The sequence below is a fragment of the Rhodococcus sp. SMB37 genome (assembly GCF_004345605.1).
GTDB lineage: Bacteria > Actinomycetota > Actinomycetes > Mycobacteriales > Mycobacteriaceae > Rhodococcus.
Genome location: NZ_SLVY01000005.1, coordinates 1 through 18,946, shown reverse-complemented (window position 1 = coordinate 18,946; position 18,946 = coordinate 1). Strand labels below are relative to the sequence as shown.

General features: G+C 65.8%; 1 protein-coding gene. It reads left to right on the top strand.

Annotated features, from left to right (window positions below; all coding sequences use genetic code 11):
• Positions 1–68: 68 nt before the first annotated feature.
• A partial coding sequence (locus tag EV641_RS09645; protein WP_132471665.1) for a non-ribosomal peptide synthase/polyketide synthase occupies positions 69–18,946 on the top strand: 18,878 nt, incomplete at its 3' end.

Genomic DNA, 18,946 nt, shown 5'->3' with positions numbered 1-18,946 from the left:
CGGTGGAATCGGGCTGCGGCGCGTTCGGTGATACTCCGGGCGTAAGCAATTTCAGGAGGATGACGTAGATGACGGGTGGTATGGCGGGCAAGCCGGCGCTGACGATCGAGGATCTTCCTCGGTTGCTCGCCGCAGTTGTGGACGTCGACCCCGACCGCATCGCTCTCTCCGATGGTGACATTCACCTCACCTACGCCGGGCTGCAGCAGGAGATCACCACGCTCGATGCAGCAATGGGTGGGGTGCTCGGATTCGACGCGCTCCTTCCCGTGGTCCTGTCCAACGTCGCTCCCGGACTCCTCGGCGGCGGCGGTCTCCCGGCTGTCGTCGACACCTTGCTCGCCGACGCGTCCGAGGTCCTCGGCGACGACGCGGTCGCGCCCGTGACAGCGGACCCGAACACGCTCGTCGCGCGCTTCGACGCGCAGGTCGCGGCCACCCCTGATGCCACTGCACTCGAATTCGAGGGCGAGAACCTCACCTACCGCGAGTTCGACGCCCGTGCCAACCGCCTCGCACGACACCTCATCGGGCTCGGCGTCGGACCGGACACTCGGGTCGGCCTCTCGATCCGTCGGTCCTTCGATCTGCTCATCGGTATGTACGCCATCGTCAAGGCCGGCGGTGCGTACGTCCCCCTCGATCCGGACCACCCCGCCGACCGCAGCGCCTACGTGCTCGAGACGGCCGGACCGGTCGCGGTCGTCACCACCGCGCGCGATGCCGTCGACCTGCCCGGAACCGTGCCGGTCGTCGCGATCGACACCCTCGATGTGTCGGGATACGCCGACGATCCGATCGGTGAGGACGAGCGGACGGGTGCACTGACCGCCGATCACCTCGCCTACGTCATCTTCACCTCGGGTTCGACCGGCCGCCCCAAGGGTGTCGCGGTCGAGCACCGCGCGATCACCGCGAACATCGCGTGGCGCCAGTCCGAATACGCGATGCGCGCCGACGACGTCGTGCTGCAGAAGACACCGTTCACGTTCGACGTGTCGGTGTGGGAGTTCTTCTGGCCACTGCAGGTGGGGGCCACCCTGTCCATTGCGCTCCCTGACGGGCATCGCGACCCTGCCTACCTCGCCCGGACGATGATCGACCGGGCAGTGACCATCGCGCACTTCGTGCCGTCGATGCTCGCGGTCTACCTCGCCGAGCCCACCGCCGCATCGGTGAGCACCCTGCGACACGTCTTCGCGTCCGGTGAAGCATTGCCTCCGCAGACGGTCGCCCGTTTCTACGAGATCAGCTCCGCCGGCCTGCACAACCTCTACGGTCCGACCGAGGCCGCGGTCGACGTCACCTACTTCGCGACCGCCGCCGACGACACCGTGGTCCCGATCGGTGAGGCGGTGGCCGACACCGGGCTGTACGTACTCGACGAAGGTCTTCGACCCGTCCCCGCGGGTGTCGAGGGAGAGCTGTACCTCGCCGGTGTGCAGCTCGCGCGCGGCTATCTCCGTCGCCCCGACCTCACGTCCGACCGATTCGTCGCTGATCCCTTCGGTGAACCCGGCGACCGGATGTACCGCACCGGCGACCTCGTCGAACTCGACGACGCCGGTCGCCTCGTGTACATCGGCCGTACCGATTTCCAGGTCAAGCTGCGCGGTCTGCGCATCGAACTCGGCGAGATCGAATCCGCCCTGCTCGATCATCCGGGTGTGAGGCAGTCCGTCGTGGTCGTGCATTCCGATCCCGGGCTCGGTGATCACCTGGTCGCCTACCTCGTCACCGACGGCCGGCACATCGAACGGACCGAGCTTGCCGACGCAGTGCGCCGCCGGCTGCCCGACTACATGGTGCCGTCCTTGTTCGTCGAGATGGACGAATTCCCGCTCGGCGCAAGCGGAAAGCTCGATCGCAAGGCCCTGCCCGAGCCGGACTTCAGCTCTCTCGCACGCGAGTACCGCGCACCGAGCACGCCGACGGAACACGCCGTCATCGCGGCCTTCGAGCAGGTGCTCGGTGTCGAGAAGTTCGGTGTCGACGACGATTTCTTCGAGCTCGGTGGTAACTCGCTGAGCGCGACCCGCGTGGTGGCACGCATCAACGCCGACCACAAGGTCCGCATCGACGTCCGCGAATTCTTCGACGCACCCACCGCGGCCGAACTGTCGTCCCTCATCGACACTGCCATCGCTGCCGGTGGTGACGGGCGTGCTCCGCTGGTGGCGCAGGTGCGTCCGGAGCGGGTGCCGTTGTCGTTGGCGCAGCAGCGGATGTGGTTCCTGAACCGGTTCGAGCCGGATTCTGCGGTGAACAACATTCCGGTGGCGATCCGGTTGTCGGGGTCGTTGGATGTGGCGGCGTTGCAGGCTGCGGTGTCGGATGTGCTGGGTCGGCACGAGTCGTTGCGGACGGTGTATCCGGATGTCGACGGTGTCGGCTATCAGCGGGTGTTGCCGGTGTCGGAGGTCGTGCCCGATCTGTCGCCGGTGGCCGTCGACCCGTCGGGAGTCGTCGAGAAGATCACCGATCTCGTGTCAGCGGGATTCGACGTCACCTCTTCCGTACCGGTCCGTGTGCAGCTCTTCGAGTTGTCCGACACCGAGCACGTCCTGGCCCTGGTCCTGCATCACATTGCGGCCGATGGTTTCTCGATGGGACCGCTCACGCGCGACGTCGTCACGGCTTACGCGGCCCGCGCCGCGGGCAGTGCGCTCGCGTGGGAGCCGCTGCCGGTGCAGTACGCGGATTACGCGTTGTGGCAGCGGGAGGTGCTGGGTTCGGAGGACGATCCGGACTCGGTGGTCTCGTCGCAGGTGGCGTTCTGGCGTGAGACGCTCGCGGGTGTCCCGGAGCAGCTGGATCTACCGTCGGACCGTCCCCGCCCATTGGTGGAGTCGTATCGCGGTGCGGCGCAGCAGTTCACAATCGGTACTGACCTTCGTGCGAACATCGCCGACCTGGCGCGTCGTACCGGTACCACCGAATTCATGGTCGTGCACGCCGCGTTGTCGGTGCTTCTCGCACGGTTGGCCGCCACCGACGATGTCACGATCGGTACTCCGGTGGCAGGCCGCGGTGAGGCCGCACTCGACGACGTCATCGGCATGTTCGTCAACACCCTGGTGTTGCGGACACAGATCGATGGCGGTGAGTCCTTCGACGAGGTGCTCTCACAGGTTCGCCGTAGCGACCTGGCGGCGTTCGGGCACGCGGATGTGCCCTTCGAGCGTCTCGTGGAGGTGATCGATCCCGAGCGTTCGACCGCGCGGCATCCGCTGTTCCAGGTGATGCTCGCGTTCCAGAACCTCGACATCGACTCGCTCGAACTCCCGGACCTGACCGTGTCTGCGCTCGACACCGATGCCGCGGTGGCCAAGTTCGACCTGCAGGTCACCGTGTCGGACGATGCCGCCGACGGCTACCTCGTCGACCTGACCTACGCGACCGATCTGTTCGACGCGTCCACCATCACGGCATTCTCCGACCGACTCGTGCGTGTGCTCGAGGCTGTCGTGGCGGACCCGGCTGTGCGGGTCGGTGATATCGATCTGCTCGATGGTGATGAGCGCGCTCTGGTGTTGGAGCGGTGGAACGACACTGGGCGTGCGGTCGAGTCGTCGTTGACGTTGGTGGATTTGTTCGAGGCGCAGGTGCGTCGGACACCGGATGCGGTGGCGCTCGAGTTCGAGGGTCGGTCGTTGACGTTTGCGGAGTTCGATTCTCGTGTGAATCGGGTTGCGCGTTATTTGGTTTCGGTGGGTGTGGGGCCGGAGTCGACGGTGGGTCTGGCGGTGCGTCGGTCGTTGGATCTGTTGGTCGGTATGTATGCGATTGTCCGGGCCGGTGGTGCGTATGTGCCGTTGGATCCGGATCAGCCGGCTGATCGTAATGGGTACATTCTCGATGTTGCTGCTCCGGTGGTCGTGTTGACGACTGCTCGTGATGGGTTCGATGTCGCGGGTGTGTCGGTGCCGGTGGTCGAGTTGGATACGTTGGATGTGTCGGGGTTCTCCGATGTTGCGGTGGCGGATGCGGATCGTGTGTCGCCGTTGCGGTCGTCGAATGCTGCGTATGTGTTGTTCACGTCGGGGTCGACGGGTCGGCCGAAGGGTGTAGCAGTCTCGCACGCCTCCGCGGTCAACCAGGTGCTGTGGCTGACCTCCGAATACGACCTCGGGCCCGCCGATGTCGTGCTGCAGAAGACGCCGTTCACGTTCGACGTGTCGGTGTGGGAACTGTTCGGTGCGCCGGCAGTCGGCGCCCGCCTCGTCATCGCTACTCCCGACGGTCACCGCGACCCCGCCTACCTCGGGCAGATCATCCGAGACCGGGCAGTGACGACGACATCGTTCGTGCCGTCGATGCTCGCTGTGTTCGCCGGCGCTGTCTCCGCGGAGGAATGTGCCTCCCTCCGCGTCGTTCTCGTGGCCGGTGAAGCTTTCCCGGTCTCGGTAGCCGAGCAGTTCGCGCGCGTCAGCGATGCGGAACTCCACAATCTGTACGGGCCGACCGAGGCCACCGTGCACGCCACGGCGCGGCCGGTGGGCGACCTCACCGCAGGATCCGTGCCCATGGGCTCGCCGGTGTGGAACACCGTCGCCTACGTCCTCGACGACCGCCTCACACCCGTTCCGGCGGGCGTGGTGGGGGAGCTGTACCTGTCGGGCATCCAGGTTGCACGCGGATACTTCGGCCGGCCGGAATTGACGGCCGAGCGCTTCGTGGCCTCACCGTTCGACGGGGGCGCGCGCCTCTACCGGACGGGCGATCGCGTTCGGTGGACCTCCGCCGGCGAACTCGAATACCTGGGCCGTAGCGACTTCCAGGTCAAACTGCGCGGTCTGCGTGTCGAGCTCGGCGAAGTCGAATCGGCGCTCCTCGAACACACCCCCGCGACCCACGCGGCGGCCGAGGTGCGGAACGAGCAGCTGGTCGCGTATGTCGTACCCGCGCAGGGGAACACGTTCGACAGGGGTGCGGCACAGGAGGTCATGTCCGCGGTATTGCCCGCGTACATGGTCCCCACGACCTTCGTGGTGCTGGACGCCATGCCGCTCGGCAGCTCCGGCAAGATCGACCGCAAGGCGCTGCCCGAGCCCGTCTTCGAAACCCGCCGTTTCCGCGCCCCCACCACACCGATCGAAGAGATCGTCGCAGGTGTCTTCGGGGATGTGCTCGACCTCGACCGCGTGGGCCTCGACGACGACTTCTTCGCGCTCGGCGGTAACTCGCTGATCGCCACTCAGGTGGTGGCCCGCCTCGGCGCAGCACTGGGGATCACCGTTCCGGTTCGCACATTGTTCGAAGCACCCGGTGTCGAAGACCTCGCGGCCCGCGTGGAACGGTCCGGTGGTGATGGGCGTGCTCCGCTGGTGGCGCAGGTGCGTCCGGAGCGGGTGCCGTTGTCGTTGGCGCAGCAGCGGATGTGGTTCCTGAACCGGTTCGAGCCGGATTCTGCGGTGAACAACATTCCGGTGGCGATCCGGTTGTCGGGGTCGTTGGATGTGGCGGCGTTGCAGGCTGCGGTGTCGGATGTGCTGGGTCGGCATGAGTCGTTGCGGACGGTGTATCCGGATGTCGACGGTGTCGGCTATCAGCGGGTGTTGCCGGTGTCGGAGGTCGTGCCCGATCTGTCGCCGGTGACGGTCCCGGAGTCCGAACTGATGACGCATGTGCAGTCGTTGATCTGGGCCGGGTTCGACGTGTCGACGATGGTTCCGATTCGCGCCCGACTGTTCGCACTCTCACCGTTCGAGCACGTTCTGGTCCTGGTGGTACACCACATCTCCGCGGATGGTTTCTCGATGGGACCGCTCACGCGCGACGTCGTCACGGCCTACTCGGTGCGCGCTGCCGGCGGTGAACCGGCCTGGGGGCCCCTGCCGGTGCAGTACGCGGATTACGCGTTGTGGCAGCGCGACGTGCTGGGTTCGGAGGACGATCCCGATTCGGTGATCTCGTCGCAGGTGGCGTTCTGGCGTGAGACGCTCGCGGGTATCCCGGAGCAACTGGATCTGCCTACGGACCGGCCGCGTCCTGGCGTCACCAGCAATGGCGGTGCCCAGTACGAGTTCATCGTGGGCTCACGGATCCACGACGGAATCCTGCGACTCGCGCGCGAACGCTCCGCGACACCGTTCATGGTCGTGCACGCCGCGTTGTCAGTGTTACTGGCACGGTTGGCCGGTACCGACGATGTCGCGATCGGTACTCCGGTCGCGGGGCGTGGTGAGGCCGCACTCGACGATGTGGTGGGCATGTTCGTCAACACGTTGGTGTTGCGGACCCGCCTCGACGGTGGTGAGTCGTTCGACGAGGTGCTGTCCAGGGTTCGCGGTAGCGATCTGGATGCGTTCGGGCACGCGGATGTGCCGTTCGAGCGTCTCGTGGAGGTGCTGAATCCGGAGCGTTCGACGGCGCGGCATCCGTTGTTCCAGGTGATGCTCTCGTTCCAGAATATCGAGGCCGATAGCGTCGAACTTCCGGAGCTTGCGGTGTCGGGTATCGATATCGACACCACCACAGCAAAATTCGACCTTCAGTTCGTCGTCACCGAGTCCCAGGATGCTGAATCCGGAGCGTCGAAAGGTTCGGCGGCGTACTCGGTGGGCCTGACCTATGCGACCGACCTGTTCGACGAGTCCACCATCGCCGGTGTCGCCGACCGCTTCGTGCGGGTCCTCGACGCCGTGGTCACCGATTCGTCCGTAGCGGTCGGTGACGTCGGCCTGCTCGACGTGGACGAGCGCACCCGGATGGTCGAGGAGTGGAACGACACGGACCGGCCGTCGGACGCCTCATCGACCCTGGTCGACCTGTTCGAGGCCCAGGTGCTCCACACTCCGGATGCCACGGCTCTCGATTTCGAGGGCGAGACGCTGACCTACGCGCAGTTCGCCGACCGCGTCCATCGTCTCGCGCGTCACCTGATCGGACTCGGTGTGGGACCGGAATCCCATGTGGGTCTGGCGATCCGGCGATCGATCGATCTTCTGGTCGGTATGTACGCGGTTGTCGAGGCAGGTGGCGCGTATGTGCCACTCGACCCCGATCAGCCTGCCGACCGCAATGCCTACATCCTCGAGACCGCAGCGCCCGTCGTGGTGTTGTCCACCGAGCGTGACGGTTTCGAGGTCCCGGGCGAGGCGGACTCCGTCTCCGTCGTCTCGATCGACACGGTCGACCTCTCCGAGGTCGCATCCGCACCTGTCGCGGATGCGGAACGCAGCGCGTCGCTACGTGCATCCGATACCGCGTACGTGATCTTCACTTCCGGGTCGACCGGCCGGCCGAAGGGCGTCGCCGTCACCCACGAAGCCATCGTGAACCGCCTGCGCTGGATGCAGGACGAATACGACCTCACGCCCGCCGACGTCGTGTTCCAGAAGACCCCCTTCACGTTCGACGTGTCGGTGTGGGAGTTCTTCTGGCCCTTGCAGGTCGGCGCACGCCTGCTCATCGCAGTACCCGATGGTCATCGCGATCCGAGATACCTGGCGTCGACGATGCGTGAGAAGTCGGTGTCGGTGGCGCATTTCGTTCCATCGATGCTGGCGGTGTTCGCGACCGAACCGGCGGTGTCGGAGCTGTCGCAGCTGCGGTACATCTTCGCGTCCGGTGAGGCTCTTCCGGCGACACTCGCCGCCCGGGTCCGCGCGACCCTGCCCACCGTGAGGATCCACAACCTCTACGGCCCGACCGAGGCCGCCGTCGATGTGACCTACCACGAGGTGACCGACGCGGACACCGTCGCGGTGCCGATCGGCGCTCCCGTCTGGAACACGAAGGTGTTCGTCCTCGACGGCCGGCTGCGACCGGTTCCGCTGGGTGTTGCGGGTGAGCTGTATCTGTCGGGCGTCCAGTTGGCCCGAGGTTACGTCCGTCGGCCGGATCTCACTGCCGAGCGGTTCGTTGCATCGCCCTTCGGGCCGGGCGTGCGGCTGTACCGCACGGGCGACCTCGTCAAGTGGAGCGCCGCCGGCGAGCTCGAGTACATCGGGCGCACAGATTTCCAGGTCAAGCTGCGCGGTCTGCGCATCGAACTCGGTGAGATCGAGTCGGCGCTACTCGAACGGGACGATGTGGATCAGGCGGTCGTGCTGGTCCGTCAGGATCAGCTCGTCGCGTACGCCGTCCCTGCATCGGGGCGGACCTTCGACGAAGCTGCGGTCAGCAGGGAACTGTCTTCCGTCCTGCCCACATATATGGTGCCCGCGACGTATATCGTGCTCGACGCGCTGCCTCTCGGCGCGTCCGGCAAACTCGACCGCAAGGCCCTCCCGGATCCGGTGTTCGAGGTCAAGCAGTTCAGGGCGCCCACGACGGCGATCGAAGAGGTCGTCGCAAGCGTGTTCGCCGAGGTCCTCGGTCTCGATCGCGTCGGCGTCGAGGACGACTTCTTCGCGCTGGGCGGTAACTCGCTCATCGCGACACAGGTCGTGTCACGGATCGGTGCGGCACTCGACTCGACGGTGCCGCTGCGCATGTTGTTCGAGGCGTCGACCGTCGAATGTCTTGCGGCTCGTCTGGAACACGGCGATGCGGCCGGACCCCGGCGTCCGCTGGTGGCAACCGAGCGACCTGCACAGATCCCGCTGTCCCTGGCTCAGCAGCGCTACTGGTTCCTCAACCAGTTCGACACCGCGTCGTCCGCAGTCGACAACATCCCGATCGCGGTGCGCCTCCTCGGCGAACTGGATGCCGCGGCCTTGCATGCTGCAGCCCTCGATGTGATTGCGCGCCACGAATCGTTGCGCACGATGTACCCGGATTCGCCGGACGGACCACACCAGGTCGTGATCCCGATGGATCAGGTGGAGCCGGATCTCGCGATCCAGGACGTGGCCGACGATGAGCTCGAACCCGCGATCGTCGCATTCATGTCCACCACATTCGATGTGACGCAACAAGTTCCGGTTTCGGTGCGCATCTTCCGGGTGCGCGAGGACGAGCACATTCTCGCGCTCGTGGTCCACCACGTGTCGGCCGACGGAGCATCGGTCGGTCCACTGACCCGCGACCTCATGCGTGCCTACGCGGCACGTTCGCAGGGCGAGGCCCCCGGGTGGGAGCCCCTGCCCGTGCAGTACGCGGACTACGCGCTGTGGCAGCGAGAGATTCTCGGTTCGGAGGACGACCCCGAGTCGCTCGCCGCGAAGCAGGTCGACCACTGGAAGCGTGCGCTGGACGGCCTGCCCGATCAACTCGATCTGCCGTCGGATCGTCCGCGTCCGCCTAGTCAGAGTTTCCGCGGTGAATCCCTGCAGTTCACTCTCGCCCCCGAACTCCACAGCCGGCTGCAGGGGCTCGCGCGTTCGAAGAACGCCACCCTGTTCATGGTGGTCAACGCCGCATTCGCGACCTTGCTGGCGCGGTTGTCGGGAACCGACGACATCGCGATCGGTACGCCCATTGCGGGCCGCGGCGAGCGTGAGCTCGACGACCTGATCGGCATGTTCGTCAACACACTGGTGTTCCGTACCCGGGTCGACGGCAGCACGAGTTTCGCCGAGCTCCTCGAGCAGACCCGCGAGACGGATCTCGGTGCATTCGCCAACGCAGATGTGCCGTTCGAGCGTCTCGTCGAGGTGCTCAATCCGGTCCGTTCGACCGCGCGCAACCCGCTGTTCCAGGTGGGCCTGTCTTTCCAGAACCTGGCACGCACGGAGCTCGAACTGCCCGGATTGACGGTCAGTTCCACCGACTTCGAACTCCAGCTCGCCAAGACCGATCTGCAGCTCACCGTCTTCGATCACTACGACGACGACGGCGCGCCGGATCGGATCGACGCCACCTTCACCTACGCAACGGATCTGTTCGACGAGTCCACGGTCGACGGCTTCGCGCACCGCTTCGTGCGAGTCCTCGAAGCGGTTGTCGAGGATCCGACGATCCCGGTGGGCGATATCGAGCTGCTGGAGCCGGCCGAGAAGACGCGGACGCTCGCGACCTGGAACGACACCGCACGCGAAGTCACCGACTCGGCGACGCTGGTGGATCTGTTCGATGAGCAGGTCCGCCTCTACCCGGACGCGACCGCGGTGGTGTTCGACGGTGGGTTGCTCACCTACGGCGAGTTCGATGCCCGCGTCAACCGTTTGGCCCGGCACCTCATCGGGCTCGGTGTAACGCCGGAGACGACGGTCGTGCTGGCGATGCGCAGGTCGGTGGAACTGCTGGTGGGCATGTACGCCGTGGCAAAGGCCGGCGGTGCGTATGTGCCGGTGGACCCCGCTCAACCGGATGAGCGCAACGCGTACATTCTCGACACGGCCGCGCCGGTTGCGGTGTTGACGACGACCCGGGACGGGTTTGTGGCGACGGGGGACAGGTCTGTTTCCACCGTCGAGATCGATGTCGTCAATCTGTCCGAGTTCTCGGCGGAGCCCGTGGGCGACGTGGATCGTGGCGTGCCGCTGCGGTCGTCGAACACGGCGTATGTGATTTTCACGTCGGGTTCGACGGGCCGGCCGAAGGGTGTGGCGGTGCCGCACTCGGCGATCGTGAACCAGATGCTGTGGAAGCGGGATCATTTCGGTCTCGACGCGGATGATGCGGTGTTGCTCAAGACTGCGGCGACGTTCGACCTGTCGGTGTGGGAGTTCTGGTCGGCATTGGTCTCCGGTGGTCGTGTGGTGATCGCATCGCCGGACGGACATCGTGATCCGGCGTATCTGAATGCGTTGATCGCTGAGCAGGGTGTGACGACGTTGCATGTGGTGCCGTCGATGCTCGAGGCGCTGCTGGTGGAGTCGTCGGGTGTGTTGCCTCGGTCTTTGCGTCGGGTGTTGGCGATCGGTGAGGCGTTGCCGCCGTCGACGGCACAGCGGTTCGTGGCGTCCAACGACGCGCGGTTGGTGAACTTGTACGGCCCGACCGAGGCTGCGGTGTCGGTGACCGCCGGTGAGGTGGTGGATCCGTCGGGTACGTCGGTGTCGATCGGTGTGCCCGAGTGGAATACCCGGGTCTATGTGCTCGATGACCGGTTGCATCCGGTGCCGGTGGGTGTCGCGGGTGAGTTGTATCTGGCGGGTCTGCAGTTGGCGCGGGGTTATCACGGCCGGGTGGATCTGACCGCGGATCGTTTCGTGGCGTCGCCGTTTGCTGTGGGGGAGCGGCTGTATCGCACGGGTGACCTTGTTCGGTTCATTGCTGAGGGTGCGTTGGATTATCTGGGGCGTACGGACTTCCAGGTGAAGGTGCGTGGTTTCCGGATCGAGCTCGGTGAGATCGAGTCGGCGTTGCGCGGTGTGGACGGTGTCCGTGACGTGGCGGTGGTTGCTCGTGAAGACGAGCGCACGGGTGCGCACTTGGTGGCGTATGTGGTGCCGGAGTCGGGTGCCGGGTTCGATGTGGTGGCTGTGAAGTCCGAATTGGCGGCGGCGTTGCCGTCGTACATGGTGCCGTCGGCGTTTGTGGTGCTCGAGGCGTTGCCGTTGAATGTGAACGGGAAGTTGGATCGGAAGGCGTTGCCGGAGCCGGTGTTCGAGGCTCGTGAGTTCCGTGCGCCGGTGTCGCCGGTGGAGGAGTCGGTGGCGGCGGTGTTCGCCGAGGTACTCGGTATCGACCGGGTGGGTCTTGATGACGACTTCTTCGAGCTCGGCGGCAATTCGCTGCTCGCGACCCAGGTGGCATCGCGGTTGAGCTTCGCGCTCGGCACGAAGGTCCGGGTGCGCGCCCTGTTCGAATCACCGACGGTCGAGGCGCTTGCCGCGGCGGTCGAGTCGCAGGATGCAGAGATCCGCGTGCCGCTCGAAGCCGGTCACCGGCCAGACCGGGTCCCGCTCTCGCCCGCTCAGCAACGCATGTGGTTCCTCAACCGCTTCGACACCGACACCGCCGCCTACAACGTGCCGATGGCGATCCGGCTCAGCGGCGATCTCGACGTGGATGCGCTGCAGGCCGCAGTAGCCGACGTTGTCACGCGCCACGAATCGCTGCGCACCTACTATCCGGAATCCACGGACGGTCCGATTCAGGTGATCGTCCCGGCCACCGAGGTCACCCCGGATCTGCACCCGGTGAGGGTGGCCGAGCACGAGATCATCGACGCTGTGACCGCTGTGGGAGCCACCACGTTCGACGTCACCGATGAGGTACCGCTCGCTGCGAAACTCTTCCAGGTCGGAGAAACGGACTACGTGCTGGCGTTCGTCGTCCACCACATCTCCGCGGACGGCTCGTCGATGGGCCCATTGACCCGCGACCTGATGCAGGCGTATGTGGCGCGCTCCGAGGGCGGTGTCCCCACGTGGGAGGCGCTCGGGGTGCAGTACGCGGACTACGCCGTCTGGCAGCGAACGGTGCTCGGCTCGGAGAACGATCCCGACTCGATCGCGTCCAAGCAGGTCGGCTACTGGAAACAGGCCCTCGCGGGGCTACCGGATCAGCTGGATCTTCCGACCGATCGCCCGCGCCCCGCAGTGCAGTCGTTCCGCGGTGCCAGGGTGGACTTCACTGTCGACGCCGACCTGCATCAGCGACTGACCGATCTCGGCCGGCAGACCAACACGACGCTGTTCATGGTGCTGCACACCGCATTTGCGGTCTTCCTCGCACGGATGTCGGCGAGCGACGATATCGCGATCGGTACGCCGATCGCGGGTCGTGCCGAGCGTGAACTCGACGACCTGATCGGTATGTTCGCCAATACCCTGGTCTTCCGCACCCATGTGGATGGCCGGGCGAGCTTCACCGAGCTCCTCGAGGAGACCCGCGAGACGGATCTCGGCGCGTTCGCGAACGCAGACGTGCCGTTCGAGCGTCTCGTCGAGGTCCTCAACCCGGCTCGGTCGACCGCGCGGCACCCGCTGTTCCAGGTGGGTCTGTCGTTCCAGAACCTCGCCCAGTCGTCGCTCGAACTGCCCGGGCTCACGATCTCGGGAATCGACGCAGACATGGCGATCTCGCAGTTCGATCTGCACCTGATCGTCACCGATCGATACGACGCCGACGGTCGAGCCGCCGGTATCACCGGTTTCTTCACCTATGCGACCGATCTGTTCGACGAGTCGACGGTGGCAGGGTTCACCGGGCGCCTCACCCGGGTTCTCGACGCAGTGGTCACCGACGCGGCGATGCCGGTCGGGGATGTGCCGCTGCTCGACCCGGTCGAGAAGGCCCGGGTACTCGAAGCGTGGAACGACACCGCGCACGAAGTCGACGGTGCGGTCACGCTCGTCGATCTGTTCGACGAGCAGGTGCGACGCAACTCGGATGCCGTCGCGTTGGTGTTCGACGGCGGCTCGGTGACATACGGCGAGTTCGACGCTCGCGCCAACCGGCTCGCCCGGAAACTGATCTCGATGGGTGTCACGCCCGAGTCGACGGTGGTCCTCGCCATGCGTCGCTCGGTCGAACTGCTCGTGGGTATGTATGCCGTCGCCAAGGCCGGCGGTGTGTATGTGCCGGTGGATCCGGATCAGCCGGACGAGCGCAACGCGTTCATCGTCGAGGCGGCCGCGCCCGCGGTGGTGCTGACGACCGAGCGCGACGAGTTCGTCATACCTGGGGAGAACTCTGTCTCCACCGTCCTGGTGGATTCTGCGGATCTGTCCGGGTTCTCGGCAGAGCCGGTGACGGATGCCGATAGGCGTGCACCGTTGCGGTCGTCGAACACCGCGTATGTGATCTTCACGTCGGGTTCGACCGGCCGGCCGAAGGGTGTGGCGGTGCCGCACTCGGCGATCGTGAACCAGATGCTGTGGAAGCGAGATTATTTCGGTCTCGGTGCCGACGACGCGGTGCTGCTCAAGACGGTCGCGACATTCGACCTGTCGGTATGGGAGTTCTGGTCGGCACTGGTCTCCGGCGGTCGCGTGGTGATCGCATCGCCGGACGGGCATCGTGATCCGGCATATCTGAATGCGCTGATCGCCGAGCATGGTGTGACGACGTTGCATGTGGTGCCGTCGATGCTCGATGCGCTGATGACCGACGGTGAAGGCCGGTTGGCCAGGTCTCTGCGCCGCATCCTCGCCATCGGTGAGGCGTTGCCCGTGGCGACGGCGGAGCGTTTCGTCGAGCGCAACACCGCGCGGTTGGTGAATCTGTATGGCCCGACCGAGGCTGCGGTGTCGGTGACCGCGGGTGAGGTCGTCGAGCCCTCCGGAACATCGGTGTCGATCGGTGTGCCCGAGTGGAACACCCGGGCGTTCGTTCTCGACGAGCGGCTGAACCCGGTGCCGGTGGGTGTGCCGGGTGAGTTGTATCTGGCGGGCGCGCAGTTGGCGCGGGGCTATCACGATCGGGTGGATCTGACCGCGGAGCGTTTCGTCGCCTCGCCCTTCGGGTCGGGTGAGAGGCTGTACCGCACCGGTGACCTCGTGAAGTGGACGGCGCAGGGGGAGCTGGATTACCTGTCGCGGACCGATTTCCAGGTCAAGGTTCGTGGCTTCCGTATCGAGCTCGGTGAGATCGAGTCGGCGTTGCGGGAGCACGACGAAATCCGCGAGGTTGCGGTGATCGCACGTGAGGACGAGCGCACCGGTTCGCAATTGGTGGCGTATGTGGTGCCGAAGTCGGGCGTGGAACTCGATACGGCCGAGCTGAAGACCGCGCTGAGTTCCCGCCTCCCGTCGTACATGGTGCCTGCCGCGTTCATGATGCTCGACGGGTTGCCGTTGAATGTGAACGGTAAGTTGGACCGTAAGGCGTTGCCGGAGCCGGTATTCGAGGTTCGTGAGTTTCGGGCGCCGCGTACGCCGGTCGAGGAGATCGTCGCGGGTGTATTCGCGGATGTGCTCGGCGTGTCTCGGGTCGGAGTCGATGATGACTTCTTCGAACTCGGTGGCAACTCGCTTCTCGCAACGCAGGTGGTCTCACGCATCGGTGCAGCGCTGGGCACCCGCGTGCCGGTCCGGATCGTGTTCGACGCCCCCAATGTGGGTGCACTTGCTGTCGCTGCCGAGCAGCATGCGGACACCGAGTCGAGGGCACCACTCGTACCGCAGCCGCGCCCGGACAGGGTGCCGCTGTCGCTCGCGCAGCAGCGCATGTGGTTCCTCAACCGCTTCGACACCGACTCGTCGGTCAACAACATTCCGGTCGCTGTGCGTTTGACGGGCGAACTCGATGCGGGTGCGCTGCAGGCCGCAGTGCGGGACGTGCTGGCCCGGCACGAGGTGCTGCGCACGATCTACCCCGAGATCGACGGTCATCCCTTCCAGCAGATCGTTCCCGTGGCCGACGCCGCACTCGAGGTCGTCGCCGAAGTCGTCACCGAGGACGACCTCCTCGCACGTGTCGGAGAGGTGGTCTCGGCCGGGTTCGACGTCACCTCTGAGATCCCCTTGCGAGTAGCACTGTTCACTCTGTCGGACAGCAGGGGCGAGCGAAGCGACGGGGAGTTCGAGGGCGAACGACGTGGCGGGGAAATTGCTACGGATCATGTGTTGGTGTTCGTCGCGCACCACATCAGTGCCGACGGCTGGTCGATGGCACCGCTCACGCGGGACGTCATGACCGCCTACGTCTCCCGTGCCGCCGATTCGGCTCCGGGTTGGGCCCCCCTGCCCGTGCAGTACGCGGACTTCGCACTGTGGCAGCGCGCAGTCCTCGGATCCGAGGACGATCCACAGAGCGTGCTTTCCGCGCAGGCCGAATTCTGGAAGCGCACACTCGCGGGTGTCCCCGACGAGCTCAACCTGCCGATGGATCGTCCGCGGCCGTCGGTGCAGTCGTTCACCGGCGGCAAGGTCGAGTTCGCACTCGACGCGTCCACGCATCGTGAGCTCGCGGCGCTTGCCCGCCGGACCGGCACGACCATGTTCATGGTTCTGCACACGGCGTTGGCAGTGTTCCTCGCGCGCATGTCCGACTCCGACGACATCACGATAGGCACGCCGATCGCGGGTCGTGGCGAGTCGGAACTCGACGATCTGATCGGCATGTTCGTCAACACCCTGGTGTTGCGCAGCCGTGTCGATGCCGGTGACGGCTTCGAGGACCTGCTCGCGCGGGTGCGCGGGGCGGACCTCGAAGCGTTCGCACACGCCGATATTCCGTTCGAGCGTCTCGTCGAGGTGCTCAACCCCGAGCGGTCCACCGCGCGGCACCCGCTGTTCCAGGTGGTGCTGTCGTTCGAGAACATGCCGGAAACCGCCCTCGAACTGCCCGGACTGAGAGTGTCGGGCGTTCCGTTCGAGCTCGACATCGCGAAGTTCGATCTCGGACTGACCTTGCGCGAACACGTCGACGCCGCCGGTGATCCGGACGGACTCTCCGCGGAGTTCTCGTATGCGAGCGCATTGTTCGACCACACCACGGTCGAGCGGTTCGCAGAACGGTTCACGCGACTCGTGAACGGCATCGTCTCCGGGACCACGACCCCGGTCGGCGATCTGCCGCTGCTCGGCGACGAGGAGTTCGCGCAGCTCACCCGCATGCGCGGGCACGACGTCCTGACCGAGCCGAAGACCCTCGCGGATTTCCTCACCATCGGTGTGACGATGGACCCCGACGCCACCGCAGTGCGTTACGAGGGGCGGTCGATCACCTACCGCGAGATCGACGAGGCGTCGTCGAAGCTCGCCCGGGTGCTCATCGATCGGGGAATCGGAGCCGAGGACTTCGTCGCCGTCTCCTTCCCGCGTTCGTACGACATGGCGGTCACCGTCATGGCCGTCGCGAAGACCGGCGCCGCACATGTGCCGGTGGACCCCACGTACCCCGCCGAGCGAGTGCGGTACATGCTGTCGGATTCCGGTGCAGCACTGGGTATCACCTCGTCGCAGCACGCCACAGGTCTGCCCGACGACGCGGAATGGCTCCTCGTTGACGACCCCGACTTCATCGCGGAGGTCACCGTTCGTGCGTCCACACCGATCAGCGACACGGATCGCGTACGCCCCACTCACGTGCACCAGCCCGCATACCTGATCTACACCTCGGGTTCGACGGGACAGCCCAAGGGCGTCGTCGTCACCCACTCGGGTCTCGCCGGCCTGAAGGACATGGTCACCGACCTGTACGGCGTGACCTCCGAGTCGCGGTTCCTGCAGATCTGCTCGCCCAGCTTCGACCCGTCGGTGCTCGAGTGGATGGCAGCCTTCTCGTTCGGTGCCACGTTGGTCATCGTGCCGTCGACGATCATCGGTGGCCCCGATCTCGCGGAGTTGCTGCGCACCGAACGGGTCACGCACACGATCATCACCCCGGCGGTGCTCGGGACGATGGAGTCCGACGGCGTCGACAGCTTCGAAGTGCTGTCGGTCGGCGGCGACGTCACCACGCCGGAACTGTTGTCGGAGTGGTCGAAGCGCACGACCTACGTCAACGCGTACGGGCCCACCGAGGCCACGATCGTGTCGACCTTCGGGCAGATGGTGCCGGAGCGGCCGATCACGATCGGTGAGCCCATCGTCGGCATGACCACTCTGGTGCTCGATTCACGCCTGCGCCCGGTGGCGGCCGGTATGGCCGGCGAGCTGTACGTGGCCGGTCGAGCCCTTGCACGCGGTTACCACCGACGTAACATCCTCACTGCCGAGCGGTTCGTTCCCGACCCGTATGGCGAAGCCGGCGATCGCATGTACCGGACGGGCGACGTGGTGAGGTGGCGTGCCGTCGAAGGTCGGCTCGAGCTCGAGTTCGTGGGGCGCAGCGATTTCCAGGTGAAGGTGCGCGGTTTCCGTATCGAACTCGGCGAGATCGACGCGGTGCTCTCTGCGCACGACACCGTCAACTGGGCAACCACTCTCGGTCGTTCCACAGCGTCGGGTGCGACGGTGTTGGTGTCGTATGTGTTGCCGGTGAAGGGCCGGACTGTGGATGTGGCGGGGTTGACGGAGTTCGTGGCTCGGTCGTTGCCGCCGCATATGGTGCCGTCGGCGATCGTGGTGCTCGATGAGGTGCCGTTGACGCCGGTGGGCAAGTTGGATCGTGATGCGTTGCCGGAGCCGGTGCTCGAGGAGCGTGAGTATCGTGCGGCCGGTAGTGAGGTCGAGGAGATCATTGCGGAGGTGTTCGCGGAGGTTCTGCACTTGGAGAAGGTGAGTGTGGACGAGTCGTTCTTCGCGCTCGGTGGTGATTCGATCGTGTCGATTCAGTTGGTGTCGAGGGCGAAGGCTCGTGGTGTGGTGTTCACGCCGCGGGATGTGTTCGAGCGGCGTTCGGTGGCAGGCCTGGCGGAGGTCGCCTCACGTGTCGATGCAGGTGCGCCGCAGAAGCTGGCCGAACTTCCGGGTGGCGGTGTCGGTGATGTTCCGTTGACGCCGATCATGCGTGAGGTGCTGGGCTGGCCGGGTGGTTTCGACCGGTTCTCGCAGACCATCGCAGTCAACCTTCCGCAGGACATCACCGCGGAGGTGCTCGAGCGGACCATCGGTGCCGTGGTGGAGCACCACGATGCGCTGCGGTCGATCCTCGAACACCGTGGGGAGGAGACAACACTGCGCATTCGCGCGGCGGGCACTGTCGACGCTGCATCCCTGATCACCAGGGTCGAGGTCGCGGCCGAGATCTCCGACGACGATCTTACCGAGATTGCTTCGCGCGAACTCGATTCCGCGCTCGGGCGTCTCGACCCGGCATCGGGGGCGGTGCTGCAGTTCGTGTGGTTCGACTTCACCGGCGACATCCGGCCGGGTGTGTTGCTGATCGTCGCACATCACCTGGTGATGGACGGTGTGTCGTGGCGAATCCTGTTGCCGGACCTCGGTCTTGCGTGGGGGCAGGTCGTCTCCGGGCAGGATGTACAGCTCGCCGAGATCGGGACGTCGTTGCGGCGCTGGGCACACGGCCTCGTCGAGGCGGCACCGTCGCATCGCGACGAACTGGGGCTCTGGGAGCAGATTCTCGAGGGGCCCGACCCGCTGCTCGCACAGCGTCCGTTCGACCCTGCGGTGGATGTCACCTCCACCGTGGAGCGCATCGAACTGACCCTGGATTCACGGCAGACCGAGGCGTTGCTGACGTCGGTGCCGTCGTTGTTCCGTGGTGGTGTTGCCGATGGTCTGGTGGCGGCTTTGGGGTTGGCGTTGGTGCGGTGGCG